General features: G+C 72.9%; 24 protein-coding genes. 7 read left to right on the top strand and 17 right to left on the bottom strand.

Going from position 1 to position 26,302, the window contains the following annotated elements:
- Positions 1 to 82: 82 nt before the first annotated feature.
- Both H958_RS0128210 and H958_RS0128205 read left to right on the top strand, forming a co-directional pair.
- Complete coding sequence (locus H958_RS0128210) at positions 83 to 664, top strand: winged helix-turn-helix domain-containing protein (protein ID WP_028061111.1); 582 nt, start codon at positions 83 to 85, stop codon at positions 662 to 664.
- Complete coding sequence (locus tag H958_RS0128205) at positions 651 to 1,445, top strand: SRPBCC family protein (RefSeq protein WP_028061110.1); 795 nt, start codon at positions 651 to 653, stop codon at positions 1,443 to 1,445. The genes H958_RS0128210 and H958_RS0128205 overlap by 14 nt, the downstream gene beginning before the upstream one ends.
- Here the strand turns inward: H958_RS0128205 and H958_RS46930 are convergent.
- From H958_RS46930 to rpmB, 8 genes are read right to left on the bottom strand one after another with little or no spacing between them, the layout of a single operon-like run.
- Positions 1,396 to 2,487, bottom strand: coding sequence for an ABC transporter permease (locus H958_RS46930; protein ID WP_028061109.1), 1,092 nt, complete (start codon positions 2,485 to 2,487; stop codon positions 1,396 to 1,398). The genes H958_RS0128205 and H958_RS46930 overlap by 50 nt on opposite strands.
- Positions 2,484 to 3,278, bottom strand: coding sequence for an ABC transporter ATP-binding protein (locus H958_RS46925; protein WP_028061108.1), 795 nt, complete (start codon positions 3,276 to 3,278; stop codon positions 2,484 to 2,486). The genes H958_RS46930 and H958_RS46925 overlap by 4 nt, the downstream gene beginning before the upstream one ends.
- A gap of 20 nt (positions 3,279 to 3,298) precedes the next feature.
- Entirely contained in the window at positions 3,299 to 3,763 is a 465-nt protein-coding gene (locus H958_RS0128190) for an ATPase (protein WP_028061107.1), read from the bottom strand.
- 17 nt (positions 3,764 to 3,780) lie between these two features.
- The gene (gene coaD, locus H958_RS0128185; RefSeq protein ID WP_028061106.1) at positions 3,781 to 4,278 is read right to left on the bottom strand and encodes a pantetheine-phosphate adenylyltransferase; all 498 of its coding nucleotides are present in this window, start codon (positions 4,276 to 4,278) and stop codon (positions 3,781 to 3,783) included.
- Positions 4,268 to 4,828, bottom strand: a complete 561-nt coding sequence (gene rsmD / locus H958_RS0128180) for a 16S rRNA (guanine(966)-N(2))-methyltransferase RsmD (RefSeq protein WP_231379390.1) — start codon at positions 4,826 to 4,828, stop codon at positions 4,268 to 4,270. Before rsmD ends, coaD begins: the two co-directional genes overlap by 11 nt.
- On the bottom strand, positions 4,803 to 6,902 hold the full coding sequence (recG, locus tag H958_RS40950) for an ATP-dependent DNA helicase RecG (RefSeq protein ID WP_051324909.1): 2,100 nt from the start codon (positions 6,900 to 6,902) through the stop codon (positions 4,803 to 4,805). The genes rsmD and recG overlap by 26 nt, the downstream gene beginning before the upstream one ends.
- A gap of 30 nt (positions 6,903 to 6,932) precedes the next feature.
- Positions 6,933 to 8,561 carry a DAK2 domain-containing protein gene (locus H958_RS0128170; protein WP_028061104.1) on the bottom strand — a complete coding sequence of 543 codons (1,629 nt, stop codon included), beginning with the start codon at positions 8,559 to 8,561 and terminating at the stop codon, positions 6,933 to 6,935.
- A gap of 19 nt (positions 8,562 to 8,580) precedes the next feature.
- Positions 8,581 to 8,769: a 50S ribosomal protein L28 gene (gene rpmB, locus H958_RS0128165; protein ID WP_028061103.1), complete on the bottom strand. Its 189-nt coding sequence runs from the start codon at positions 8,767 to 8,769 to the stop codon at positions 8,581 to 8,583.
- Between the two features lie 68 nt (positions 8,770 to 8,837).
- Between rpmB and H958_RS44210 the strand changes: the two genes are divergently transcribed.
- Complete coding sequence (locus H958_RS44210) at positions 8,838 to 10,493, top strand: serine/threonine-protein kinase (RefSeq protein WP_156028340.1); 1,656 nt, start codon at positions 8,838 to 8,840, stop codon at positions 10,491 to 10,493.
- A gap of 491 nt (positions 10,494 to 10,984) precedes the next feature.
- On the opposite strand, the gene ribH is transcribed toward H958_RS44210, so the two are convergent.
- The 7 genes from ribH to H958_RS0128120 are packed head-to-tail and all read right to left on the bottom strand — an operon-like array spanning position 10,985 to position 18,334.
- Positions 10,985 to 11,410, bottom strand: a complete 426-nt coding sequence (gene ribH, locus H958_RS40940; protein WP_037411533.1) for a 6,7-dimethyl-8-ribityllumazine synthase — start codon at positions 11,408 to 11,410, stop codon at positions 10,985 to 10,987.
- Entirely contained in the window at positions 11,407 to 12,684 is a 1,278-nt protein-coding gene (locus H958_RS0128150; RefSeq protein WP_304412499.1) for a bifunctional 3,4-dihydroxy-2-butanone-4-phosphate synthase/GTP cyclohydrolase II, read from the bottom strand. Before H958_RS0128150 ends, ribH begins: the two co-directional genes overlap by 4 nt.
- Positions 12,681 to 13,268 carry a riboflavin synthase gene (locus H958_RS0128145; protein WP_028061101.1) on the bottom strand — a complete coding sequence of 196 codons (588 nt, stop codon included), beginning with the start codon at positions 13,266 to 13,268 and terminating at the stop codon, positions 12,681 to 12,683. The genes H958_RS0128150 and H958_RS0128145 overlap by 4 nt, the downstream gene beginning before the upstream one ends.
- Positions 13,269 to 14,390: a bifunctional diaminohydroxyphosphoribosylaminopyrimidine deaminase/5-amino-6-(5-phosphoribosylamino)uracil reductase RibD gene (ribD, locus tag H958_RS0128140; protein ID WP_028061100.1), complete on the bottom strand. Its 1,122-nt coding sequence runs from the start codon at positions 14,388 to 14,390 to the stop codon at positions 13,269 to 13,271.
- A gap of 26 nt (positions 14,391 to 14,416) precedes the next feature.
- Complete coding sequence (locus H958_RS40935) at positions 14,417 to 15,076, bottom strand: SanA/YdcF family protein (protein WP_196807599.1); 660 nt, start codon at positions 15,074 to 15,076, stop codon at positions 14,417 to 14,419.
- Positions 15,073 to 16,782: an ArnT family glycosyltransferase gene (locus H958_RS40930; protein ID WP_037411531.1), complete on the bottom strand. Its 1,710-nt coding sequence runs from the start codon at positions 16,780 to 16,782 to the stop codon at positions 15,073 to 15,075. The genes H958_RS40935 and H958_RS40930 overlap by 4 nt, the downstream gene beginning before the upstream one ends.
- Complete coding sequence (locus H958_RS0128120) at positions 16,769 to 18,334, bottom strand: hypothetical protein (protein WP_028061098.1); 1,566 nt, start codon at positions 18,332 to 18,334, stop codon at positions 16,769 to 16,771. Before H958_RS0128120 ends, H958_RS40930 begins: the two co-directional genes overlap by 14 nt.
- A gap of 70 nt (positions 18,335 to 18,404) precedes the next feature.
- Between H958_RS0128120 and H958_RS0128115 the strand changes: the two genes are divergently transcribed.
- The 4 genes from H958_RS0128115 to H958_RS40925 all read left to right on the top strand — a co-directional run bounded on the left by H958_RS0128115 (position 18,405) and on the right by H958_RS40925 (position 22,216).
- Entirely contained in the window at positions 18,405 to 19,457 is a 1,053-nt protein-coding gene (locus H958_RS0128115) for a glycosyltransferase family 2 protein (RefSeq protein ID WP_028061097.1), read from the top strand.
- The gene (locus H958_RS0128110) at positions 19,454 to 20,083 is read left to right on the top strand and encodes a class I SAM-dependent methyltransferase (protein ID WP_028061096.1); all 630 of its coding nucleotides are present in this window, start codon (positions 19,454 to 19,456) and stop codon (positions 20,081 to 20,083) included. Before H958_RS0128115 ends, H958_RS0128110 begins: the two co-directional genes overlap by 4 nt.
- Positions 20,080 to 21,444: a lipopolysaccharide biosynthesis protein gene (locus H958_RS0128105; protein WP_028061095.1), complete on the top strand. Its 1,365-nt coding sequence runs from the start codon at positions 20,080 to 20,082 to the stop codon at positions 21,442 to 21,444. The genes H958_RS0128110 and H958_RS0128105 overlap by 4 nt, the downstream gene beginning before the upstream one ends.
- A gap of 214 nt (positions 21,445 to 21,658) precedes the next feature.
- Entirely contained in the window at positions 21,659 to 22,216 is a 558-nt protein-coding gene (locus tag H958_RS40925; RefSeq protein ID WP_051324907.1) for an RNA polymerase sigma factor, read from the top strand.
- A 13-nt stretch (positions 22,217 to 22,229) separates the two neighbouring features.
- Here the strand turns inward: H958_RS40925 and H958_RS0128095 are convergent, their stop codons facing one another.
- Positions 22,230 to 23,642, bottom strand: coding sequence for a hypothetical protein (locus H958_RS0128095; RefSeq protein ID WP_156028339.1), 1,413 nt, complete (start codon positions 23,640 to 23,642; stop codon positions 22,230 to 22,232).
- 109 nt (positions 23,643 to 23,751) lie between these two features.
- Positions 23,752 to 26,301, bottom strand: a complete 2,550-nt coding sequence (locus H958_RS0128090) for an ABC transporter permease (protein WP_028061093.1) — start codon at positions 26,299 to 26,301, stop codon at positions 23,752 to 23,754.
- Between the last annotated feature and the right edge of the window lies 1 nt (position 26,302).

Here is a 26,302-nt window from a genome sequence, read left to right as displayed (position 1 = left end):
GGCGCCCGCGCGCGGTGCTGCCGCGTCGCCCTCGCGGGTCCTTCTTGACTTCAGCCGTAGGGCTTGACAAACTTTCTTGTCAATGCACGACGTCGAGGTCATCGAACGGCCCGAGGCCGCGATCACCGCACTCGACCCGATCCGCGCGCGGCTGCTGGCCGAGCTGGCGACGCCGCACTCCGCGGCTTCGCTCGCCGCGAAGGTCGGCCTCCCGCGCCAGAAGGTCAACTACCACCTGCGCCAGCTCGAGGCCCACGGCCTCGTGGCGCTGCACGAGGAACGCGCGCACGGCGGGCTCACCGAGCGCGTCGTGACCGCCACCGCGCGGGCGTTCTTCGTCGACCCCGCCGCCGTGGGCGGCGCGGCGCGCGACGAGACGTCGCCGGCCGCCGACCGCCTCTCCGCCCGCTACCTGATCGCCGTCGCCGCCCGGCTCGTGCGCGAGGTCGGGCGGGTCGCGCGCCGCGGCCCCGTGGCCACGCTGACGATCGACACCGAGATCGCGTTCGCGACGCCGCAGGCCCGCGCCGCCTTCGCCGACGACCTGGCGGCGGCGGTCACCGCGCTCGCCGCGAAGTACCACGACGACGGCGGGCGCCCGCACCGGCTCGTCGTCGCCGCCCACCCGCTCCCCGAGGAGGAGGCACCCGATGACACCCCGTGAGCTCAGCTTCGACGTCGAGGTCCCCGGCACGCCCGAGCAGGTCTGGGACGCGATCGCCACCGGCCCGGGCATCAGCGCCTGGTTCGTCCCCGCCGAGATCGACGGCGAGCGGATGGTCCAGCATCACGGGCCGGGGCTCGACACGACGTCGGCGATCACCGCCGCGGAGCGGCCGCGCCGCTTCGCCTACACCGACGACTACCAGCCTGCGCCGGACGCCGAGCCCGGCCTCGTCGCCACCGAGTTCCTCGTCGAAGCGCGCTCGGGCGGCACGTGCGTCGTGCGCCTGGTGCAGAGCGGGTTCGGGACCGGCGACGCGTGGGAGCGCGCGGTGAAGAGCTTCTCGACCGGCTGGCCCGGCGCGCTCGACGACCTGCGCCTGTACCTGACCCACTTCCCCGGCCGGCGTGCGGCGGGGTTCGCGTCCGCGCGCATCGTCGACGCGCCGCGCGAGCAGGCGTGGACGGCGATCAGCGAGGCGCTCGGCGTGCCCGAGCGGCCGGCGCCGGGCGACCGCATCGCGACGAGCCGCGGACCGCGGCTCGCCGGCACGGTGACGCGCGTCGAGGACGGCTACCTCTCGCTGCTGCTGGAAGAGCCCGCGCCCGGCTTCGGCTTCCTCGGCGCCGGCGGCCCCGGCGAAGAGACGCACGCGTTCGTCCGCCAGCGCCTGTTCGGCGACGACGCGCCCGCGCTGGCCGCGCGTGCCGAGGCCGAGTGGGAGGAGTGGCTCAGTGAGCCACTCGGCTCCGCGCCAGCCGGAGCGCCTCACCGAGCTTGACCGCCGAGCCGGTCCGCAGCACGGTGGCCGCGTAGATCCTCGCGGCCAGGGGGATCAGGGCGAGGGTCGCGCCGATCGTGATCGCGATCGACGCGGCCACCTCCCACGCGGGCGCCTCGCCGAGGATGATCCGCGGCGGCATCGTGATCGGCGCCGTCATGGGGATGAACGACGTCACGTGTGCGAGCGTGCCGCCCGGGTCGTCGTTGACCGCGAAGCCGATCAGCAGCGAGACCACGATCGTCATCGTCAGCGGCGTCGTCGTGGTCTGGAGCTCCTCCAGCCGCGGGACGAGCGCCCCCGCGACGGCGAACGCGGACGCATAGAACGCGTAGCCGAGCACGAACCAGGCCAGCGACAGCGCGACCGAGCCGACGACCTCGCCGGTGACGTCGATCGCGCCGGTCGCGGCGCCGGCGACGAGCCCGAACGCGGCGACGCCGAGCAGCTGGCCGAGCCCGAGCAGCCCGAGCCCGAGCACCTTGCCGGCGAGCAGGTCGCGCGGCCGGATCGCGGCCAGCAGCACCTCGATCACGCGCGAGGACTTCTCCTCCACGACGCCCGACGCGACCCAGACGCCGTAGGTGAGCAGCTGGCCGTAGAGGATGAAGATCGTGATGAAGGCCAGGCCGGCCTTCGCGTCGCGCTCCGGGTCGACCGGCTTGGCCGTCACCAGCCGCAGCGGCGGCCGCTCCGGCGCGCCCGCCTGCTGGTCGGCGACCTGGAGCAGGTTGAGCAGCTTGTCGTCGGGCTCCTCCTTGGCGTGGATGACGCCGTCGCGCAGCGTCACACCGGCCCGCGGCGCCACCGTCAGCTCGGCGTCGAAGCGCTCGTCGAGCCGCTGGGCCACCTGAAGCACCTGCGCCGAGTGCGCGTCGCCGGCCGCGACCGTGTACTTGGACGCGCCGCCGAGCCCGAGCGCGGACGGGAGGACCACGACGAGGGCGACGATCACGAGCGTGATGGCGCTCGAGACGAGGAACGAGCGCTCGCGCACCCGCTCGGTCAGCTCGCGCCGCGCGACCAGCCGGACGCTGCTCACGCCACGGCCTCGCGGAACAGCTCCGTCAGCGTCGGCCGCTCCTGCGCGAAGTACGTGACCGAGCCCTGCGAGCGCGCCGCGTCGAGGATCGCGTCCGCGTCGGCGCCCTCGATCAGCCGCTCGCGCCCGTCGACCACGACCCGGAAGGTCGCGCCGCGCGCGGCGCGCAGCTCCTCGACGGCGCCGGAGGCCACGAGCCGGCCGTCCTTGATGATCGCCACCGCGTCGCACAGCCGCTCGACCAGGTCCAGCTGGTGGCTCGAGAAGACGACCGGCACGCCCGTCGCCGCGTACTCGGCGAGCACGCCCGACAGCACGTCCACGCCCACGGGGTCGAGGCCTGAGAACGGCTCGTCCAGGACGAGCAGCGCCGGCTCGTGCACCAGCGCCGCGGCCAGCTGCACGCGCTGCTGGTTGCCCAGCGACAGCTGCTCGACGCGATCGCCGGCGCGCTCGCTCAGGCCCAGGCGCGAGATCCAGCCATCCGCCGCGGCGGCGGCGTCCTGCACGCCGTGCAGCGAGGCGAGGTACTCGAGCTGCGTGCGCACGCGCATCTTCGGATACAGCCCGCGCTCCTCCGGCATGTAGCCGAAGCGCCGCCGCACCGCGAGATCCACCGGGCCGCCGTTGAACTCGACCGACCCCCGATCGGGCTCGAGCACGCCGAGCACGATCCGCATCGCGGTCGTCTTGCCCGCGCCGTTGGGGCCTACGAACCCGAACATCTGCCCCGGCGCGACGTCGAACGACACGCCGTCGAGCGCGACCCGGTCCCCGTAGGATCGGGCCAAGTCTGTGAGCCGGAGGCCCTCTATCCGACTTCGGCGGGCTCGTCGCGGCCCTGGAGCCGCTCACGCCCGCGCTGTACGGCCGCGATGAACTTGGACAGGTTCACTTCGAGCGTGTTGAGGATCTCGTCCGCGTAGTCCTCGGCGCCGAGACGGATCTCGCGCTCGCGGGCACGGGCGTCCTCGATGATGTCCTCCGCCGCGCGCTCGGCCTGGCGGGTGACCTCCTGCTGGGAGACGAGCTGCTCCTGGCGCTCGCGCGCCTCCTTGACGATGCGCTCGGCTTCGCGCTTGGCCTCGGCGAGCATCTCCTGACGCTCCTTGACGATCCAGCGGGCCTGCTTGATCTCCTCAGGGATCGTCGCCCGCATCTGATCCAGGATGTCGTAGATCTCCTCCTTGTCGACGCGCACGGTGTCCGTCAGCGGCACCGGCTTGGCGTTGTGGACGAGGTCGTCCAGCTTGTCGATCAATACGAGGACGTCCATGGCGCTCCCAAGATTCGCTACCGCCCCAGCGCTTCCTTCAAACGCAGGGCGACCTCCTCCGGCACGAGCTTGGAGACGTCGCCCCCGAAGGTGGCGATCTCCTTCACTCCGCTGGAGGACAGGAAACTGTACTGCGGCGAGGCCATCAGGTAGATGGATTCCACATCCGAGGCCAGCGATCGGTTGAGCTGATTCATCTCCAACTCGTACTCGAAGTCGGAGATCGCACGCAACCCCTTGACGATCGCGCGGGCCCCCCGCTCACGCGCGAAATCCACCACCAGCGTGGCGAACGGCTCGATCCGGACGTTGTCCAGATGCGCCGTCGCACGCTCGATGAAGCCGATCCGCTCTTCGGCGTCGAACAACGACTTGTTCTTACGCACCGACGCGTTCACGACCGCGACGATCACCTCGTCGAACATCTGCGAGGCGCGGGAGATGATGTCCACGTGCCCGTTCGTGACGGGATCGTAGGACCCGGGGCAGACCGCGATGCGTGGATCAGGAGCCATAGATGCGGATCAGGGTGTCGCCGTAGCGCCGTTCGTCGTGGAGGGGCAGGTCGAGCGCGAGCGGCGCCCGTCTGTCGCTCTCGGCCACCGCCACCGCCCCGGGCGCCAGCACGGCGGGGAGGGCCTCCGACAGGCGGCCCGCCAAGCGGTCCGCGAGCCGGTACGGGGGGTCGAGGAAGACCAGATCGTATTGCGCGCCGCCTTCGGATGCGCCGCGGAGGTGGCGGAGAGCGTCGTCGCGCCGGATCTCGGCATGCAGCCGCAGCGCCTCCAGGTTCTCGCGGATCGCCCGGATCGCGGCCGGCGCGTCGTCGACGAAGACCACCTGCGCCGCCCCGCGCGAGAGCGCCTCGATGCCGAGCGCGCCGGACCCGGCGAACAGGTCCAGGACGCGCGCGTCCTGCACGCGCGCGCCCAGGATCGAGAACAGCGCCTCGCGCACGCGGTCCGAAGTCGGCCGGGTGGCGGAGCCCGGAGGCGCCTTGAGGGTGCGGCCGCCGTGGATGCCCGCGATGACGCGCAAGCTACGCCGGGATCGGCTCGAGCGCATCGGCGCCATAGGCGCGCTGGATCGCGTCCTCGAGCAGCACGTGCTCGGGCAGCTCGAGCCGCGGGTCGGCGTCGAGGATGCTGCGGGCGTGGTGGCGGGCGCGCTCGAGCAGCTCCTCGTCGCCCGGCAGGCGGGCGAAGCGGTAGAGCTGCATGCCGGACTGGCGCACGCCGATCATCTCGCCCTCGCCGCGCAGCTCGAGGTCGATCTCGGCGAGCCGGAAGCCGTCGCGATGCTCGGCCAGCGCCCGCAGCCGGCGCGACTCCTTCGGGCCGAACAACAGGCACAGCGAGTCGTGCGCACCGCGGCCGATGCGCCCGCGCAGCTGGTGCAGCTGCGAGATGCCGTAGCGCTCGGCGTCCTCGACGAGCATCACGGTCGCGTTCGGGACGTCGATGCCGACCTCGATCACGGTCGTGGCCACGAGCACGTCGGCCCCGCCGTCGGCGAACGACAGCATCGCCTCCTGCTTCTCCTTCGGGCGCATCTGCCCGTGCAGGAGCACGACGCGGTAGTCCTTGAGCTCGCCGGCCTTCAGGCGCTCGTACTCGGCGGTCGCCGCGCGCGCCTGCAGCGCCTCGGACTCCTCGACCAGCGGGCAGACGACGAACGCCTGCCGGCCGGCGTCGAGCTCCTCGCGGATGCGCTCGTAGGCGCGGGCGCGCTCGGAGTCGGTGCCGGCGACGTAGGTCGTGATCGGGCGCCGGCCCGCGGGGAGCTCGCGCAGGACGGTGACGTCGAGGTCGCCGTAGTTGGTCAGCTGGAGCGTGCGCGGGATCGGCGTCGCCGTCATGTGCAGGACGTGCGGGCTCAGTCCCGCCGGGGCCTTGCGGTCCAGCGCGCGGCGCTGGCGAACGCCGAAGCGGTGCTGCTCGTCCACGACGGCGACGAGCAGGCGGTCGAACTCGACGGCGTCCTCGATCAGGGCGTGCGTACCCACGAGCAGCTTCAGCTCGCCGCTGGAGAGCTTGTTGAGGATGTCGGCGCGGCGCGAGGCGGGTGTGCTGCCGGTGAGCAGCGCCGCCTGCACGAGCTCGCCGGGCATCAGCTTCTGCAGCGTCGCGAAGTGCTGCTCGGCGAGCGTCTCGGTCGGCGCCATCAACGCCGCCTGGCCGCCGGACTCGACGGCGCGCAGCATCGCGTAGAGCGCGACGACGGTCTTGCCGGAGCCGACCTCGCCCATCAGCAGGCGCTGCATCGGGCGGTCCTCGGCGGTGTCGGCGTCGATCGTGTCCATCGCGGCGCGCTGGTCGCCGGTGGGCGCGAACGGCAGCGAATCGGCCAACCAGCGGGTCGTGAGCGCGTCCGGCTCCTGCAGCGGCTCCGCACGCGCGCCCTCGCGGCGGCGTGCGCGGCGGCGCAGGAGCGCGATCTGCAGCAGCAGGAGCTCGTCGAACGCGAGCCGGCGGCGGCCGGTCTCCTGGTCGCCGAGGTGGGCGGCGATCAGCGCGCCGCCGCGGTCGGGCAGGCGCTCGCGGGCGCGCAGGCGCGCGGGGAGCGGCTCGAGCGCCTCGAGCGCCATCGGATGCCACTCGTGCACGAGCGCGGCGATCTGGGCCGACGTCAGGCCTTCGGTGGCCGGGTAGGTCGCCATGTCCTCGCCGGCCGCGACCAGCTCGCCGGTCGGCGCGTGCTCGTTGACCCGGAAGCCGCGGTGGCCTTGGTACTTGCCGGTCAGCAGCAGCCGCGTGCCGGGGCGGTAGCGCTGCTGCAGCCAGGGCTGGTTGAAGAACGTCGCCTTCATCGTGCCGGTCCCGTCGGCGACGACGGCCTCGACCAGCGGCTTCATCCCGCGCCGGCGGACCGCGCGGCTCGTGATCGAGCGGACCTCGGCGACGACGGTCGCGACCTCGTCGATCCGCAGCTCGGCCAGCGTGCGCGCGGCGCGGCGGTCGCGCGGAACGTGCTCGAGCAGCGCGCCGATCGTCGTCAGGCCCAGCCGCTCCGCGCCCTTGGCGGCCTTCTCCCCCGCCTTCGGGTCCAGCGGGGTGTCCAGGCGCGACGGGCGCGGGTAGCGCGCCGGCCCGGGCTCGGGCGGGAGCGGGTCGCTGGTCGCGAACGCGGTCGGAACCACGTCACCGATTGTGATCGCCGCGCCGGTCGGCTACTCGGCGGAGACGAGCCACCACCACGCGGGCTGGCCGCCGCGGCTGAACTCGATCTCGGCGCCGCGGGGCGCCAGCGCGGCGACGGCGGAGCCCTCGAGCGGCGCGCCGTCGCCCTCGATCACGGTCAGCAGCTCGGCCTCCCGGCCCAGCTCGCCGAGCACGATCCCGAGCGTCTCCCCCGGCTCGCCCCACGCGACGAGCTCCTCGTCGATGAAGCCGACGGAGTCGCCGCGGCGGAAGCGGCCGCGCGTGTCGTCGCGCGCGGCCTTGGTCACGCCGCCGGTGCGGACGTGCTGGAGCGTCTCCTCCATCGCGGCGGCGTTGGTCTCCGCGTCGCGCGAGGGCTCGAGGCTGACCACGGCGGCGAGCCCGGCCTGCATCGAGCGCGTCGCGATCACCCGGACGGCCTTCTCCGACAGCTCCGCGGCGCGCTCGGCGGCCATCCGGACGTTGGGCGAGTTCGGCAGGACGACGACCTGCTCGGCGGCGACCTCGTGGATGCCCGCGAGCAGCTCGTAGGTGGACGGGTTGAGCGTCGGGCCGCCGTCGAGCACGGCGGCGCCGAGGCTCTCGAAGAGCTCGCGCATCCCGTCGCCCGCCACGACGGCGAGGACACCGCACGTCTGGATCGCCTCCGCCAGGCGCTCGGTCCGCTGGCCGACCTGCTCGTGCATGTCGGCGACGTCCAGCCGCGAGACCTCGCCGGCGCCGGCGAACAGGTCCGTCGCGCGCTCGGGCTCGTTCGTGTGGACGTGGATCTTGAGCGTGTGGCGGTCACCGACGACGAGCACGCTGTCGCCGAGCAGCTCGAGCTTCTCCAGCCACGGGCCGGGCTCGAGATCGGTCCCAGTGACGGCGAAGTTCGTGCAGTAGCGGTAGGTCGAGGACTGATGCTGCGGATGCGTGACGCGCGCCGGCGCATAGTGCTCCAGCGGCGGCGGCTCGGTGCCGCGCAGCGCGGCGATCACGCCCGCGAAGACGATCGTGAGGCCGTAGCCGCCGGCGTCGACGACGCCGGCGTCGCGCAGCACCGGCAGCAGCTCGGGGCCGCGCTTGACCGATGCCTCGCCGGCCTCGAGCGCATGCTCGAGCACGTAGGCGAGCATCTCGTTCTGCGTCGCGTCGTCGACGCGGTGCTGCAGGCGCGGCTCGGCCATGTGCGCGATCTCGCTCGCGGCGCGGGCCGCCATCTCGCGCACGACCGTGAGGATCGTGCCCTCGGCCGGCTCACGGACGGAGCCGTACGCGCGGTCGGCGGCGCGCGCCATCGCGGCGGCGACCAGGACCGGATCGACCAGCTCGCCCGGGCGGGAGATGAGCTCCTCGGCCGCGCCGCGGATCAGCTGGCTGAGGATGACGCCGCTGTTGCCGCGCGCGCCGAGCAGGGCGGCACGGGCGACGGAGTCGACGATCTGGTCGCGGCCGATCTCGTCGATCTCACCCTGCGTGGACAGGTTGTCCAGCTCGGTGAGGACGGCGCGCAGCGTGAGCGCCATGTTGTCCCCGGTGTCGCCGTCGGCGACGGGGAACACGTTGAGGTCGTTGACCTCTTCACGCCGCGACTCGAGTTGCGCGAGCGCCGCCTCGACGACGAGGCGGAAGCGGAGAAGACTCGGATCGGCCACGAGGGGGCCCGACCCCTGCCTAGGCCTTGGTCACCTTGCCGGCCTTCAGGCAGCGCGTGCAGACATAGGCGCGCTTCGGCGCGCCGTTCTCGACGATGCGGACCTTTTGGAGATTCGCGTCGAAACGGCGCTTGGTGGCGACCATCGAGTGCGAGCGGCTTTGACCGAAGGCGGGGCGCTTGCCGCAGGAGTGACAGATTCGAGCCATGCGGCCCGCAAGTATAGGAGGCGCGCCGGGCGTATTGTGAATCGTGCTTGTCGGGTACCGTGGATGCGATGCCACCGGCGACCCCGGCCCGCATCTCCCTGCCCGATCGCTACCGCGTCGTACGCCACTTGGCGAGCGGTGGAATGGCCGCAGTGTGGGAGGCACACGACGAGCTCCTTGACCGCGATGTCGCGGTGAAGATCCTGGCTTCCCATCTCGGGGAGGACGAGCGCGCGCGCCGGCGCTTCCAGCGCGAGGCGCGCGCCGCCGCCGGGCTGTCCTCGCACCCGCATGTCGTGACGATCTACGACGTCGGCGAGCACGCGGGGCGCGTGTTCATGGTGATGGAGATCATGCGCGGCGGGACGCTCGGCGACCGGCTGAGGTCCGGGCGCGAGATCCCGCGCTCGCTCGCGATGCGGTGGCTGCACGAGGCCGCCGAGGCGCTGGACGCGGCCGAGGACGCCGGCGTCGTGCACCGCGACGTCAAGCCCGCCAACCTGCTGCTCGACGGCAACGACCGGCTCGCGATCGCCGACTTCGGGATCGCCCGGCTCGCGTGGGAGGACCAGCTGACCGCGACCGGCCAGGTGCTCGGGACGGCCGCCTACATCTCGCCGGAGCAGGCGATGGGCGAGCCCGCCTCCGCCGCTTCGGACCGCTACTCGCTCGGCGTCGTGGCCTACGAGCTGCTGACCGGCTCGCGCCCGTTCGAGGGCGAGCACTTCGCCGCCCAGGCGCGGGCGCACGTCGAGGATCCGCCGCCCCCGCCGTCCTCCCGGGACCCGGAGCTGTCAGCGGCGGTTGACGCAGTGCTGGAGAAGGCGCTGGCGAAGGAGCCGAAGGACCGCTACAGGTCCTCGGCCGAGTTCGCGGACGCGCTCGAGCGGGCGGTGACGGAGCCGGGCACGGCGAAGACGCGGCGGCTGGGACGCGGGCGTGGCCCGGCTGCCGCGGGTGGCGCGGCGGCTGGGCTCTGGCGCGGCGGGGGCGGCGGAGGCGCCGAGCCGGGCGCGGGCCCGAGCGGCGATCGCGGCACTCCGGGCCGAGGCCCCTGGGACCGTTTCGAGCACGGCGCGGCGGTGCCCGCGAGCGCGGCTGACCGGGGGCCGCGGCGGACGCCTTCGAACGGGCACAACTCCACCGCGGGAACGCGGCGGCGGGGGAGCGCGGCGCTGCTCGCCGGCCTCGCGGCGCTGCTCGTTGTCGCGGTGATCGGCGTCGTGGCGCTCGCGTCGCGCGGCGGGAACGACGGCGGCGGCCCGCGGAGCGCGGCGACGCCGTCCGCGACAGCCACCGCGACCCGCACGCCGACGGCGACGGCGACCGAGACGGCGACCCCGGACAGGACCGAGACGCCGACCGCGACCCCGACCGCCACCACGACGCCGACGGCGACACCGACGACGGCGTCCTCCGGCAAGCCGGACCTCACCCAGGCCCGCCAGCTCCAGCTCGCGGGATACGACGCCCGCCTGGCGGGCGACTACGCGACGGCGCTGTCGAAGGCCCAGGCCGCCCTGCAGGCCTGCGGCGACGCCCACCAGCTCGACCCCTGCGGCTACGCGCTCTTCGAGGAGGGCGCGGCGCTGAACCGGAGCGGGCGCCACGACGAGGCGATCAAGATCCTGCAGCAGCGGCTCGACACCTACGGCGACAACCCCGCCGGCGAGGTCTCCAAGGAGCTCAAGGACGCCCGCAAGCACGCGCGCAAGGGCGACTAGCGCACGGGAACTGCGCGGGTAAGGGAGAGGGTCCGGATCGGGCCGGGCAACCGCCGGCGAACAGAAGCGACCAGCCGCCGACGGGCAACGCGCACAAACGAACACCAGCGCGCACACGATCCGGAGGTGCCGCACAAACCTTCGAACTATCGAAGTTTCGTGAGGCACCCCCGCGGCGCGCCGCACCAAACGATCACGAAGCCCCGAAACCCGCGAGCCGCGACCACCACGCCCGCGAGCCCCGCGAGGCGCGATCATCACGCCCCGCGAGCCGCGTAGGCAAGCTGACCCACTCCCGTACCAGCGCAGTTCGCCGGGCCGCAGAAGACGGCAGCGGAGACCCCGGCGAGACGCGCAGTCCGCCGGCCGTGGGCGGAGACCGCGACCGGGGGCGACGCCGGGGCGAGGCGGCGCGGAGACCGCGCGCGCCGCGGCGCCCGAGACCGGGCAAGCCGCGCCCCGGCGCGCCCGCGAGCCGCGGGCCGCCTCGCTCAGCCCACCAGCGCCGCCCGGAGCCGCGCGAGCGACAGCACCGCTTCCGCCGCATGCGCGCCCTGGTCGCGCTTCCCGCCCCCGGTGCGGGCGAGCGCCTGGTCCATGTTCTCCACGGTCAGGACGCCGAAGGCACATGGCACGCCCGTGCGCAGCTGCACGTCCATGATCCCGCGGGCGGCTTCGTTGCACACGTAGTCGTAGTGCGACGTCTCCCCGCGGATGACCGCGCCGAGGCAGGCGACGCCGGCGTAGCGGCCGCTGTCCGCGAGGTACGACGCCGCCGGCGGCAGCTCGTACGCGCCCGGGACCTCGAAGACCTCGGCCGACCCGACCCCCGCCTCGGCGAACGCGCCCTGGGCGCCGGCGACCAGGCGCGCGGCGAGGTCCTCGTAGAACTTCCCCACGACGATCGCGAACGTCATCGGGCGTCGCGCTCGCGGTCGTGGACCTGCTCGTCGTGCACCATCTGCTCGTCCAGCGCCAGCCCCTGGTGGTGGAGCGTGTGGCCGAGGCGGTCGCGCTTGGCGCGCAGGTACGCCTCGTTGTGCGGGTTCGGGGCGTGCTCGATCGGGACCTGGGCGGTCACCGAGAGCCCGTAGCCCTCGAGCCCGCGGATCTTCTTCGGGTTGTTGGTGAGGATCCGGATGGAGCTCAATCCCAGGTCCACGAGGATCTGCGCGCCGATGCCGTAGTCGCGCAGGTCGACGGGCAGGCCCAGCTCGAGGTTCGCGTCGACGGTGTCGAGCCCGCGGTCCTGGAGGTTGTAGGCCTTCAACTTGTTCAGGAGCCCGATCCCGCGGCCCTCCTGGGCCAGGTACAACAGGACGCCTCGCCCCTCGCGCTCGATCATCGCCAAGGCGCTCTCCAGCTGCTCGCCGCAGTCGCAGCGCAGCGAGTGGAAGACGTCGCCCGTCAGGCACTCGGAGTGCACGCGCACGAGCACGTCCGGCTCCCCCGCGACATCACCCTTGACCAGCGCGACGTGGTGCTTGCCGTCGACCAGCGACCGGTAGCCCACCGCGGTGAACTCGCCGAAGCCCGTCGGCAGGCGCGTGTCGACCACGCGCTCGACCAGGCGATCGTGCTTGCGCCGGTAGGCGATCAGGTCGGCGACCGTGATCATCTTGAGCCCGTGGCGCTCGCAATAGCGCGTCAGGTCCGGCACGCGCGCCATCGTCCCGTCGTCGTTCATGATCTCGCAGATCACGCCGGACGGGTTCAGGCCCGCGAGCCGCGCGAGGTCGACGGCCGCCTCGGTCTGCCCCGTGCGCTCCAGCACGCCGCCCGGCTTCGCCTTCAGCGGGAAGATGTGGCCCGGCTGGACCAGATCGCGCGGCGCGGACCCCGGATCGATCGCGACCTGCACCGTGCGCGCCCGGTCGGCGGCGGAGATGCCGGTCGTGACGCCGTCGCGCGCCTCGATCGAGACCGTGAACGCCGTCTCGTACGGCGACTCGTTCTTGGCCGCCATCAGGTCCAGGCCCAGCTCGTCGCAGCGGTCCGGCGTGAGCGCCAGGCAGATCAGGCCGCGCCCCTCCTTGGCCATGAAGTTGATCGCCTCGGGCGTCGCGAACTGCGCGGCCAGCGTGAGGTCGCCCTCGTTCTCGCGATCCTCGTCGTCGCAGACGACCACCATGCGGCCGGCGCGGATGTCCTCCAGCGCCTCTTCGACGGTCGCGAACAGGCGCCGGGTCACTGCCGCACCATCAATTTCTCGACGTACTTGGCGAGCACGTCCACCTCCAGGTTCACGGGCCGGCCGACCTGGGCCGTCCCCAGCGTCGTGCGCTCGAGCGTCTCGGGGATCAGGGACACGGAGAACGACTCCTCGTCGATCGCCGAGACCGTCAGCGACACGCCGTCGACCGCGATCGAGCCCTTCTCGACGACGTAGCGCAGCAGCTCGGCCGGCGCACCGATCGTCACGACGCGCGAGAAGCCGTCGTCGCGCAGCTCGCGCACCACGCCGACCCCGTCGACGTGGCCCTGCACGACATGGCCGCCCAGCCGGTCGGAGGCGCGCAGGGGGAGCTCCAGGTTCACGCTCGAGCCCTCCGCCACCTCGGCCAGCGAGGACCGCCGCAGCGACTCCTGCATCACGTCCGCGGAGAACGCGCCGTCCGCGATCGCCGTCGCCGTCAGGCAGACGCCGTTCACGGCCACGGAGTCGCCCTCGGAGATCTCCGGCGCCAGCGACGTCCGCACGGCCAACCGCACGCCGTCGGCCGTCGCGTCGACGCCCGTGACCGTCCCGAGGTCAGCCACCAGCCCGGTGAACACCTACCACTCCCGCATGCGCGCGGTGATCAGGACGTCGCCGGCGACGCGCTGGCAGTCGAGCTGAAGCGCCCTCGTCGCCGCGGCGATGCGCTCGGCGCCCTCGCCCTCGAGCGGGTCGCGCGCGCTGGAGCCGCCGAGCACGACGGGCGCGAGGAACAGGCGGATCTCGTCGACCTCGCCGGCGTCGAGGAACGCGCCCGCCAGATGCGGGCCGCCCTCCAGCAGGATCGACGTGATCCCCGCCGCGCCCAGCTGCGCGAGGGCGTTGCGGACGCGTTCCGGCTCGTTCGGCCCCGTCGCCACGAGCACGTCGGCGCCCGCGACCTCGAGCGCGTCGGCCGCCAGCCGCGGCGCCGCGCGCGAGGTCACGACCGTCAGCGGCACCTCGGACGCGCCGCGCACGAGCTGCGAGTCGAGCGGCAGCCGCGCCTCGGAGTCGAAGACGATCCGGCGCGGCTGGCGCGCGACCCCTTCGATACGGGCGGTCAGCCGCGGGTCGTCGGTCAGCGCGGTCCCGATCCCCACCGCCACCGCGTCGCACTCGGCGCGCCAGTGGTGCGACATCAGGCGCGAGTCCTCGCCGGAGATCCACTTCGAGTCGCCGGTGCGGGTCGCGACCTTGCCGTCGAGCGTCATCGCCGACTTGAACAGCACCCACGGCCGCCCCGTGCGCGTGTGCTTGCGGAACGGCTGGTTGAGCAGCCGCGCCTGCGCCGCCAGCTCGCCGTCGACGAACTCGACGTCGACGCCCTCGTCGCGCAGGATGCCCGGGCCGCGGCCGGAGGCCTTGTCCGTCGGATCCTCGGACGCGATCACGACGCGGCCGATGCCGGCGGCGAGGATCGCCTCGGTGCACGGCGGCGTGCGGCCGGTGTGCGCGCACGGCTCGAGCGAGACGTACAGCGTCGCGCCGCGCAGGTCGGCCTCGCCGGCGGCGGCGATCGCGGCGCGCTCGGCATGCGCGCCGCCGAGCTCGGCGTGGAAGCCCTCCCCCAGCACCTGCCCGTCTTTCACGAGCACCGCACCGACGAGCGGATTCGGGCTCACACGCCCGCGGCCGGCCCCGGCGATCTCGATCGCCCGGGTCAGGTGCGCGTGGTCGGTCTGCTGGAGCGTGGACATTGACGATGAGGATATTTGACGCGACGTCAAGGGACGGGCGGGCCCCAACTTTCCCGTCCATCACCGGAGATGGGGATCCGCGCGCCGAGGAAGCGCGGGCTCGCACCGGTCACCACGTCCGCCACCGCCTTGATCCGGGCCGCCGCCTCGCGGACCTCGAGCTTGCGCATCACGTGCCCGTAGTCGCGCCGGTCGGCGGCGAAGCCCGTGACGTTCAGTCCCGAGTGCCGCGCGTCGTAGAACGCCCGCGCCATGTGGAAGCGCTGCGTCACCACGACGGCGTCCGTGACGCCGAACACGCGCTTCGCCCGCTGGGAGGAGTCCCACGTGTCGAAGCCGGCGTGGTCGGTGAAGATGTCGCGCGCCGGGATGCCGTCGGCGAGCATCATGCGGCGCATCGTCCCGACCTCGTCGTAGTCGGCCCGGCTGTGGTCGCCGGACAGCAGCAGCTTGTCGACGCGCCCGGCGCGGTAGAGGTCCTCGGCGGCGCGCACGCGGTCGAACAGCATGTCGCTGGGCGTGCCGTCGGGCTTGACCTGCGCCCCGAGCACGAGCGCGGCCTGCGCGTGCGGTACCTGCCGCGGGTCGCTCGTCACCGGTCCGCTCCCGCCCACCGCGACGAGCACGTTCGGGACCGCGACGGCGGCGACCGCGAGCCCGGTGGCGGCGAGCAGGACGCGCCTCATCGGTCGCATCCTCTCAGACGGTAGATCCGGATCTCCGGTCCCGGTCTCTCGTAGGACAGCGGGTAGTAGTTGAACGAGTAGTCGAACGAGAACGGCAGCGTGGTCGCCTTCCCGTACGGCTTGGTCTCGTACACGAGGTCGCCGGCCCGCTCGAGCGCGTCGTAGTACCGGATGGCGCGCGGGACCTCCTCGGGGTCCGCGTAGGCGCGACCGAACTGGGTCGAGCCGGTGATCACCCAGCAGTACCCGCCCTTGCGGTAGGACTCGACCAGGTCCGGGCGCGTGATGCGCTCGTAGTCCTCGAGCTTGACCACGCGGGCCGCGCCGCGGATCCGGTTGCCGGCGTTGTCGTACTGCGAGCGCGAGGTGCGGAACTTGTTCCAGCGGTTGCCGCTGCTCGTCGCCGGGTTGAAGAAGCCGACGTCCGCCGCCCACTGGTCGGGCGCGATCGGCTCGACCACGACCTTGCTGCGAGCCGGGATGTGGGCGACCATCCAGTCGCGCGCGAGCTGGCGAGTGTCCGCGCGCGCCAGCACCCGGTCGTTGTGGATCGAGTAGACGAGCCCCTGCAGGCACAGCAGCACGGCGCCGGCCGCGAGCGCCCAGCGGAACCGGATCCGCCGCAGCGCGACGATCAGCCCCCAGGCGGCGAGCATGGCCAGGAGCGGGTAGATCGGCAGCATCCAGCGCGCGAAGAAGCGCGACTGCTGGCCGAGGTAGAGGAACAGCAGCAGCGGCGCGGGCAGCAGGACCCAGGCGAGCCGGCGGTCGCGCACGACGAGCGCGACGCCGCCGCCGAGCGCCGCGAGGACCGGGAGCCAGCCGAAGCCCCAGCCGAACGTCCCGAGGTAGTAGATCCAGCCGGAGCTGTTCGCGAGCCCGAGCTTGCCGCCCTCGTCCCCGGCCGCCGTGTCGGTCTGCTTCTGCAGCCCGTCGATGAAGGCGTGATGGTCGAGCAGCGCGTACGGGTTGGCGAGCAGGAAGCCCGCGCAGCACAGCGCGGCGCCGATCGCGAGGTTGCGTAGGCGCGGCTGCGGCACCGGCGAAGCGAGCGCTGCGGCGGCGATCGTCACGACGAGGATCCCCGCCGTGTACTTGGTCGCGATCGCCACGCCGAGGGCGGCGCCGGCGAGCAGGTACTCGCGCGTGCGCCCGGTCCGGTAGATCCCCGCCACGCCGACCAGGGCGAGCGCCAGCGGCGCGAGCGTCGGAGCGTCGTTGAGCGCGAAGTGGCTGTAGTGGACGAACAGGAACGCGACGGCCAGCAGCGCGCCGGCGACGATGCCGGCGCGGCGGTCGGCGAACAGCCGCGCGGCGGCGACGGCGGTGAGGACCGCCGCGGCGGCCCCGAGCGTCCCGGACGCGGCGCGCGCGATCGCGAACGCCGTCGTCGGATCGGCCGCGTACGCGCCGCCGACCGTCGCCGGGTCGCTGCCCCAGCGGAGCAGGTACAGCGCGTGGACGAGGTACGTGTAGGCGGGCGGGTTGACGAAGTAGTCCGGGTTCAGGCTGTGGCCGAACATCCCGACCGCGTGCGGGACGAAGTGGCTGTTCTCGTCGGCGTTGTAGACGTACGGGAGGCCGGTCTCGTAGCCGACCAGCCGCAGGATCAGCGCGCCGAGGAAGAGCCCGCCGAGCGCGAGCGGCCACCAGCGGATTCGCGCCCGCGCGCGCAGTCGCGGGCGCGTCGCCTCAGCAACGGACATAGGCGGCGTAGAACCTCGACGTCGCGACGCGCGTGAAGCCCGACGGCGGGACCTGGATGAGCGCGTCGTCGCTCGTGTCCGTCCACGCGTGCTTGAAGATCGCGAAGCGGCTCGTGACGACGATCGCGACGCCCTTGCGCTCGGCGCCCGCGACGGTCGCGAGGTCGGCGGCCGACGGCTTCTTCACGTCCTGCTTGCCGGCGTTGAAGTCCGCCTCCTGTTGGCGGATGCGGAACATCCAGGCGCGCGCGAGCACGTCGCCGTCGCCCAGCCCGGCGATCCAGCGCGAGTCGGGGACGATCTTGTGGTTAGGACCCGTTAGGGGTCCGCACTCGAGCCCGGCCTGCACCTTGGGGTCCTTCAGGACCTGCGTGAGGTCGTCGTGCGCCTGTCCCCGGAAGCGCAGCTCGTTGTCGAAGCGCGAGAGGTTCAGGTGCGTCGCCGTGAAGGCGACGCCGAGCACGACGACCAGGCCGGACCCCACCATCCACGCGGTCCGCAATCGGCTCGGGACGAGCATCGTCCAGCCGCCGAGCGCGATCGCGGCGAACACCATCAGCGCCAGCGCGGAGACCGCCAGGTAGCGCTCGATCACCGAGGCGCCGGCGACCGCCAGCGCGACGAAGGTCACCAGGCCGGAGACCACGACGACGGCCGGCATCACGATCCGGCGCGGCGCCATCACGACGCCCAGCGCGATGCCGGCGAGCGAGGCGAGCAGCACCGGCGGCTTGACCAGGTCCTGGAAGAAGGTGGGCACCGCCGCCGGCAGCTCCGACAGCGAGCGCTGGCGCCCCAGGTCCTCGGCCGAGGAGCTCGTGTAGTGCAGGCTGAACAGCGGATCGCCGGTCACGATCGCGTCCACGCCGCACCACACGACCGGCCCGATCGCCGCCAGCACGGCGTACTTGATGCGGTCCCGCCAGGTCGCGTGCCACGCCATCCAGAGCCAGTAGAGCCCCGCGAGCATCCACGCCTCGGGCCGCAGCAGGCCGGCCGCGGCGAGCAGGACGAACACCGGCGTCCCGCGCCGGCGCCTGGTGCCCTCGAGCACCGCCGCCCACACGACCAGCGCCATGTAGGGGATGTCGATGTAGCCGCGGGCGGCGAGGAACGGATAGTCGAAGCGCGTCAGCAGCAGCGCCGCCGCGATCGCGCCCACGAGCGGCGTCGCGGCGATCCGGCCGAGCCGGTAGACGCCGGCCACGAGCGCCAGGAACGTCGCGAAGATCAGCAGGACCCAGAGCCGGTCGCCGGCGCTGCCGAACAGCGAGAGCGCCGCGCCGAAGAGGATCGAGAGTGGGTGCTCGGTCGGATAGCGGAACCCGTCGAACACCGGCATGTGGCCGTGCAGGAGATCCCGGCCCCACAGGAGGGAGTAGTAGGAGTCGTAGACCGGGTACGTGGGAAACACGAAGAACCCGGTGAGGACGCCCAGGCACAGCAGCCCGAAGGCGATGCGCGCGAGGCTCTGCCCGCGGTCGCGCGCAGGCGCCGGCGTGGCCGCGGTGCCGTTCGGGGAGACCGGCCGGGTGAGCGTGGAGCCCTCCATTCGACGCACAAGGATGACGCGCCCGTCGTACTGAGCGCCGCACGGCGCGGTACCGTCTCATGCCGGCCTGATGAAGCTGATCATCCAGATCCCCTGCCTGAACGAGGAGCAGACGCTCCCGGTCACGCTGCGCGACCTGCCGCGCGAGCTCCCCGGCTTCGACGTCGTGGAGTGGCTCGTGATCGACGACGGGTCGACCGACCGCACCGTCGACGTCGCGCGCGCCAACGGCGTCGACCACATCGTCCGCCTCACGTCCAACAAGGGCCTGGCCAACGGCTTCCAGGCCGGGCTGGACGCGGCGCTGAAGCTCGGCGCCGACGTGATCGTCAACACCGACGCCGACAACCAGTACTACGGGCCCGACATCGCGAAGCTCGTCGTTCCGATCGTCGCGGGCGACGCCGACATGGTCGTCGGCGACCGCCAGGTGATGACGATCGAGCACTTCTCGCCGCTGAAGAAGACGCTCCAGCGCTTCGGGTCGTGGGTCGTCCGCCAGGCGTCGACGACCACGGTGCCGGATGCCACGTCGGGCTTCCGCGCCTACAACCGCGAGGCCGCGCTCGCCCTGCAGGTCGTCTCGAAGTTCACCTACACGCTCGAGACGATCATCCAGGCCGGCAAGATGACCGTTGCGGTCGACCACGTGCCGATCCGGACGAACGCCAAGACGCGCGAGTCGCGGCTGTTCCCGTCGATGTGGTCCTACGTCCGCCGCAACGGGCTCTCGATCTTCCGCATCTACTCGATGTACGAGCCGCTGCGCGTGTTCATGACCGCGGCCGCCGTCGTCATGCTGGCCGCGCTCGCCGTCTGGATCCGCTTCCTGGTCGCGTTCATCCAGGGCGAGGGCGCCGGTCACGTCCAGTCGCTGATCCTCGGCGCGGTGCTGTTCAACGCCGGCGTCGTGCTCGGGGCGCTCGGCGTGATCGGCGATCTGCTGAGCGGCCAGCGCATCATGCTGCAGCGCGTCTTCGAGCGCGTGCGGAGGATCGAGCTCGAGCTCGAGGTCCCGCCCTCGCACTACGAGCCGGGCGCGACGTCGAGCCACGAGCCGACGACCGGCGCGCGCGCCGGCGGCAAGGGACGCACCGAGGAACGAGAGGCCGTCGAACTATGAGCACGACCATCACGCGCGACGCCGAGGGCACGGTCACCGGCAACACGTACGACAAGTACGGCTCGACCAACCCGGTCGTCAAGAAGCTGATGGCGGGCTTCGAGCGCACGCTGGACGAGCTGTGGGCGAAGGCCTCGCCGCGCTCTGTCCTGGACGTCGGCTGCGGCGAGGGCGTGCTGACGCACAAGTGGGCCGAGCGGCTGCGCGACGGCCGCATCGTCGGCGTGGACCTCGAGGACCCGGCGATCCAGGCCGAGTGGTCCAAGCGGCAGGCTCCCAACCTCGAGTACCGGATCATGAAGGCCGAGAACCTCCCGTTCGGCGACGGCGAGTTCGAGCTCGCATCGGCGATCGAGGTGCTCGAGCACGTGCCGCAACCCGAGGACACCGTGGCCGAGATGGCGCGCGTCGCGCGCGGCGGCCACCTGCTGGTCTCGGTCCCCCGCGAGCCGCTGTGGCGCGGCCTGAACATGGCACGCGGCGCGTATTTGAAGGACCTCGGGAACACGCCGGGCCACCTCAACCACTGGTCGCGCAAGTCGTTCGTCGAACTGCTCTCGCAGCACGGGACGGTCGAGGAGGTCCGCTCGCCGTTCCCGTGGACGATGCTCCTCGTCCGCGCATGACCGCCGCGGCCCAGGAGGCCGCGGCCGAGCGCAAGGGGTACGGGGCCGGCGCGAAGATCCTGTCGATCGGGATCGCGTCGACCGGGGTCGTCACGTTCGCGTACTTCTCGGTCGCGTCCTACGCGCTCAACGACGTCGACTACAAGTACATCTCGCTGCTGTGGTCGGTCCTGTTCGTGATCGTCTCGGTGATCTACCGGCCGATCGAGCAGCTGCTCTCGCGCACGATCGCCGGACGGCGGGCGCGCGGTCTGCACACGGGCCACCCGATGCGCACGCCGCTGCTGATCCAGGCGGGCTTCGCGTCGGCGTTCCTGGTGATCGCGCTGGCGCTGCGGACGACGATCGAGGACCGGCTGTTCGACGGCTCCTCGGCGCTGTACTGGGTGCTGGTGGCCGGCGGGCTCGCCTACGCGGCGAGCTACTTCGCGCGCGGCTGGCTGGCCGGGCACCAGTGGTTCGCGCTCTACGGCGGCCTGGTGTTCATGGAGGCGACCACGCGGCTGCTGTTCGCGGTGGCGGTCGCGGTCGGGATCGCGTCCGGGCAGAACGTGGTCGCGATGGGCATGGCGGCCGCGCCGTTCGTCTCGCTCGTCGTCGTGCCGCTGGCGTTCTCGCGGGCGCCGTCAGGAAATCCCTCAGAGCGCCGGAGGGCCGGTCGCCGGGCGAAGGTGACGGCGGCGGCGGAGCCCGATGAGGAAGAGCTCGACCTCGCGCGCGGCGGGCGCTTCGCCGTCGCGGTGCTGGCGATCATGGCCGCCGAGCAGACGCTGCTCAACGCCGGCGTGCTCACGGTCAATGCGACGGCCTCGAACGCCGCCGTCGCCGGCTACGTCTTCAACGCGCTGCTGATCGCCCGCGCGCCGCTGCAGCTCTTCCAGGCGGTCCAGGGGTCACTGCTGCCCCACCTCGCCGGCCTGGAGGCGACGGAAGGGCGCGAGCAGTTCGACCGCGCGATCCGGCTCACGATCCTCGTGATCGCCGGCTTCGCGGGCGCCGTGGCGCTCGGCCTGCTCGTGCTCGGGCCGTTCGCGATGGGGATCCTGTTCGACGACGCCGCCAGCTACGGCCGGCTCGGGCTCGCCGCGGTCGCGCTCGGGATGGGCGCGCATCTCGCCGCCGGGACGCTCAATCAGGCGGCGCTGGCGCGCGATCACGCGGGCGCCGCGGCGGCCGCGTGGCTCGTCAGCGCGGTCGCATTCGTGGCTTGGATGCTCCTGCCGGTGGTCGGCAGCGAGCTGACGCGCGCGGAGGTCGGCTACCTCGGCGCCGCGACGCTCTTGTGCGCCCTGCTCGCGGCCGTGTACCGGAAGGGTGGTGCGCCACCCGCGGTTGCCGCGCCCGGCGCCCGCGGCGGATGAGTGGGCTCATCCGGCCAGATTCCTTGGACCATGCCCAGCATGGCGCACCGGCAATACGAGCCGCGAGGCGGAAAGTTGTGACACGGCCGCGTGACGGATCGCCCCGCCGCCGCTCGAGCGCGCCGTAAGCCGCAGGGCCGATCCGTTTGACCGGGTTAGGCTTGTTGAGCGCCCCGTGATCTCTCGATTGCCCACATCTCGCGATTCCTCGAGCATGCTCGCCCGGTCGCGGCACGACCCGGACGCGTTCGCCGAGTTCTACGACGCCTACGCGGAGCGCGTGCTGCTCTTCCTCGTCCGGCGAGTGCTCGACGTCGACGCCGCCTTCGACCTGCTGTCGGAGACGTTCGCCACCGCGCTGGAGCGCCGCCACCAGTTCCGCGGCAGCTCGGCGGAGCAGGAGCAGAGCTGGCTGTTCTCGATCGCGCGCAGCGAGCTGTCGCATTTCTGGCGCGACGGCAGGATCGAGCGGGTGGCGCTCGCGCGCATCGGCCTCGGGGCGCCGGAGCTCGGCGACCCGGAGATCGAGCGGATCGAGCAGCTCGCCGGCATCGGCGAGCTCGTGCCGGCGCTGCGCGACGCGATGGCGGCGCTTCCGGAGGATCAGCGGCGCGCCGTCGAGCTGCGGATCGTCGAGGAGCACGGCTACGCCGAGGTCGCGTTCATGCTCGGCGTGTCCGAGCAGACCGCCCGCGCCCGCGTGTCCCGCGGGCTGCGCGCGCTGGCGCGCCGCCTGCCGAAGCCGGCGTCGGTGATCGAGACCGCCGCCTGACGCCGGAGGAGGACTACACGGCGCGCGCGGGGCTCGGCGGCGCCTTGGTGCCCGTGTCCACGGGCGAGTCGTCGTCGCCCGGCACGTTCACCGTGCGCTGCGCCGGCCGCCGCAGCGCCAGCCACCACCCGGCCACCCCCGCCGCGACCAGCGACGGCATCAGCGGCAGGTTGTAGCGCGCCTGTGAGACCACGATCGCGTGCACCGCGGTCGAGAGCGCGACCGTCAGCAGCACGGCGCCGACGACCGGGTCGCGGCGCCGCCACAGCCCTGCCAGCAGGCCGAGCGTGCCGGCCACGACGAGGAAGATCTGCCAGCCGCGCGCGACGCTCGAGATGTAGTGGACGCCGCCGCCGCGGTAGTAGAAGAACCACATCCGCTTGGCCTTGCTGAACGCCATGCGGAGGAACTCGACCGGCTGCGTCGTGGCGTAGTGGACGAGGTTGTGGCGCGCCTCCTTCTGCAGCGCGGCGTCGCGCGAGAGCCCCGGGTGCTTCTCCGCGAACAGCTCGAGCGCGTCGGCGGCGGGGATCTTGTACGTCTTGATCCCGTCGTACTCGGGGTGGCGGCGGCGCAGCTCCGGCTCGAGCGCCATCTTCATCCCCACCGTCGTGCCGCCGCCCGGCAGATAGGTCCCGACGAACAGCGCCGCCGCCGAGCCCTTGGTGACCGGCACGAGCTTGCCCTCCTTCGCGGAGGCGTAGATCGTCCACGGCGCCAGCACCACGACGGTGGCGGCCGCGAGCGCGCCCCAGGTGAGCAGCGCGCGGCGCCAGTGCCGGCCCAGAGGGCGAACCTCCCGCGCGCGCCACACGAGGACCAGCGCGCCGAGCCCCGCGAGCAGGAACGGCAGCGGCAGCAGGTCGGTGCGCGTGAGGATCGCCAGTGCGAACAGCGCGCCGGCGGCCGCCCACCGCCAGGGGCCGGCCCGGCGCTTGTACGCGAAGGCGAGCGCGGTGAAGGCGCCGATCAGCAGGAACGCGCCCAGGGGCTCGGAGAGCTGGTCGCCGGTGGCGCCGATCAGCGGCGGGTAGGTGGCGACGATCGCGCCCGCGACCACGCCCGCCCACGGCCCGGCGAGCAGCCAGGCGAGGATCGCGGCGAGCGCCGTCGTCCCGGTCGTGAGCAGCGCCTGCTCCCAGTAGGCGGCGCGGATGTCGTAGCGCTTGGCGTCGGCCGCGCCCGGGAAGAGCTTGTGGCCGATCGCGAACAGCACGGGCGCGCCGGGCGGCCAGTGCAGCGGCTCCCGCATGCCGGCGCCGTAGCGGTGGGCGTCGGCGATGTCGATCGCGAGCTTGCCGTATGCCCGCTCGTCGGCCGACTGGTAGGCCGAGCGCGGGCTCGCCGCGTTGCGCGCGTTGAGCCCGAACGACAGCGCGACGATCGCCAGGACCAGGACGTACGGGAGCCTCGGGGACCGCAACACGGTCCCCGAGGGTATGACATTGAGTTTCGCCCTCCTTGGGTGACGCCGGCCGGAGGTCGCGGGCGGCGAGGCGCCGGCGAAATCGCCGGTGGCCGGATGGCGAAACCGCTTACTCGGTCGTCACGGCCCGCAGCACGTCCACCTTCGCCGCCCGGCGCGCCGGCGGGATCGCCGCCAGCACGCCCGCGATCGCCGCGAAGACGAAGAACACGATCAGCGATCCGACGGGCACGCTGAAGACGAATCCCTGGTCCGCCAGCGGCCGCGAGACGATCACCGCGAACACGACCCCGAGCACCGTGCCCAGCACCGCGCCGATGCCCGACGTGATCACCGACTCCGCGCGCACCATGCGCCGCACCTGGCGGCGGCTCATGCCCACGGCGCGCAGCATGCCGAGCTCGCGCGTGCGCTCGTGCACCGACAGCGCGAGCGTGTTGACGATGCCCAGCAGCGCCACGATCACCGACAGCGCGAGCAGCGCGAACACGAGCCCGACGAGCTGGTCGAGCGCCTGCTCCTGCTTGTGCTTCCACTGGCCGATCGAGAGCGCGTCGGCCGACGGGAACGACCGCAGCGCCGAGCGCGCCTCGCCGGCGACCCGGGCCTGATCGGTCCCAGGATCGGTCGACGCCCACAGGTACTGGATCTGCTTGGAGGCCCAGTCGCGCTGCATGGAGGCGCCCGTCACGATCACCGGCGCCGTCAGCCCCGCCTGATTCTTGAACAGGCCCGCGACCGTGTAGTCGACCGGCTTGCCGGCCGGCGTCGTGAGCCGCAGCGTGCCGCCCACCGCGAGGTCGTGCGACTTCGCCCAGTCGGCGTCGAGCAGCGTCTGGTCGTCGGTGAGCCCGGTCAGGGTCGAGGCCGAGCCCTGCTTCCACTTGAGCTTCATGACCGCGCCGATCGTCGCGGGGTCGACGCCGGTGGCGCTGATCGTCCCGCTCTTCCCGCGCACGACGGCCGGCTCGAGCCGCAGCGGCGAGGCCGTCGCCACGCCGGGCAGCTCCTGCACCGCGCCGGCGATGCGCGCGGGGATCGGCGAGAAGCCGTCCTGGTTCTGCACGATCAGCCCGGCGGTCACCTGCTGGTCGATCACCTTGCTCACCGAGCCCTTCAGGCCCGCGGCGAAGATCGTCACGAAGACGACGAGCGCGAGGCCGACCATCAGCGCGGCGGCCGTCACGGCCGTGCGCTGGGGCTGGCGGATCGCGTTCTCGCGCGCCAGCACGCCGGTGAGCCCCTGTAGGCGCGCCAGCGGCGCGCCGAGCCCGCGCGCGAGCGGCGCGACGAGCACCGGCGCGAGCAGCGCGACGCCGAAGATCATCACCAGCGCGCCGAGCCCGAGCAGCGACGCGTCGCCGCTCCCGGAGCCGGTGCCGCCGAACAGGCCGGCGAACAGCATCACGATGCCGAGTGCCTCGAGCCCGAGCGCGGCGAAGATGCGGCGCCGGCGCAGCGGGCCGGTCCCGGGCGTGACGCTCTCGCGCATCGCCGTGACCGGCTCCACGCGGGTCGCGCGGCGGGCGGGGATGAACCCCGAGATCATCGTGGCGAGCACGCCGACGACGAGGCCGGCGATCACCGTGCCGGCGTTGATCACGAGCCCCGTCGTCCCGAGGTCGATCCCGAACGCCTTCAGCATCGCGGCGAGCCCCGGAGCGAGCGCGACGCCGGCGAGCACGCCGAGGACCGACGCCACGACGCCGACGACGAGCGTCTCGATCAACACCGAGCGCAGGAGCTGCCCGCGCGAGGCGCCGATCACCCGCAGCAGCGCGAACTCCTTGGTGCGCTGGGCGACGGTGACCGAGAACGTGTTGAAGATCAGGAACCCGCCGACGATCAGCGCGATGCCCGCGAACACCAGCAGCGCGGTGCGCAGGAAGCCGAGCGCGTCGGAGAGGTCCTGCGCCTGCTGCTCGGCCGCCTCCTTGCCGGTGCGGACGTTGTAGGCGCGGCCCAGGTCGCGCCTGAGCGCGGCCTTGACGCCGTTGGCGTCGCCGGTCGAGACCGAGATCGAGTCGTAGCCGTCGTGGCCCGTCACCCGCTGCGCCTCCGGCAGCGTCATCGCGACCAACCGCGAGCCGCCGAGGCTGTCGCGGTCGCCGAGGGTCGCGACGCCCGCGACGCGGTAGCGCTTGGCGGGCGCGTCGCCGCCCTGCACGGTGACGGTGTCGCCGACCTGGAAGCCGTACTTCTTCGACGTGCCGCGGTCGATCGCGACCTCGTCCGCCGACTGCGGCGCCCCGCCCGACTTGTAGTCGAGCGCCTGGAAGCGCTTCACGGTCGAGACCGAGACGATCAGCGTCGGCGGGCCGTTGGACTTGATCGGCTTGCCCTTGTCGTCGAGCAGCGTGCCGTCGGCGCTGACGCCGCCCTCGGCCACGTCGACGCCCGGCGTGGCCTTGACCTTCTCCAGCGCCGAGGCCGGCATCGTCGGCGGCGACTCGAAGTCCGCCTTGACGGGCTGCTGGGCCTCGACGGAGACGTCGACGCCCTTCTGGACGCGCTCGAAGAGGTTCTTGAACGACGCGTCGATCGTGTCGGTGAAGACGAGCGTGCCGACGACGAACGCGACGCCGACGACGACCGCGAAGCCCGTCAGGACCGACCGCAGCTTGCGCGTCAGCAGGCCGCGGAGCGCGACCTTGCCCACG

The sequence above is a fragment of the Candidatus Solirubrobacter pratensis genome (assembly GCF_000425945.1).
GTDB lineage: Bacteria > Actinomycetota > Thermoleophilia > Solirubrobacterales > Solirubrobacteraceae > Solirubrobacter > Solirubrobacter pratensis.
This window is presented reverse-complemented; position numbering and strand designations above follow the sequence as displayed.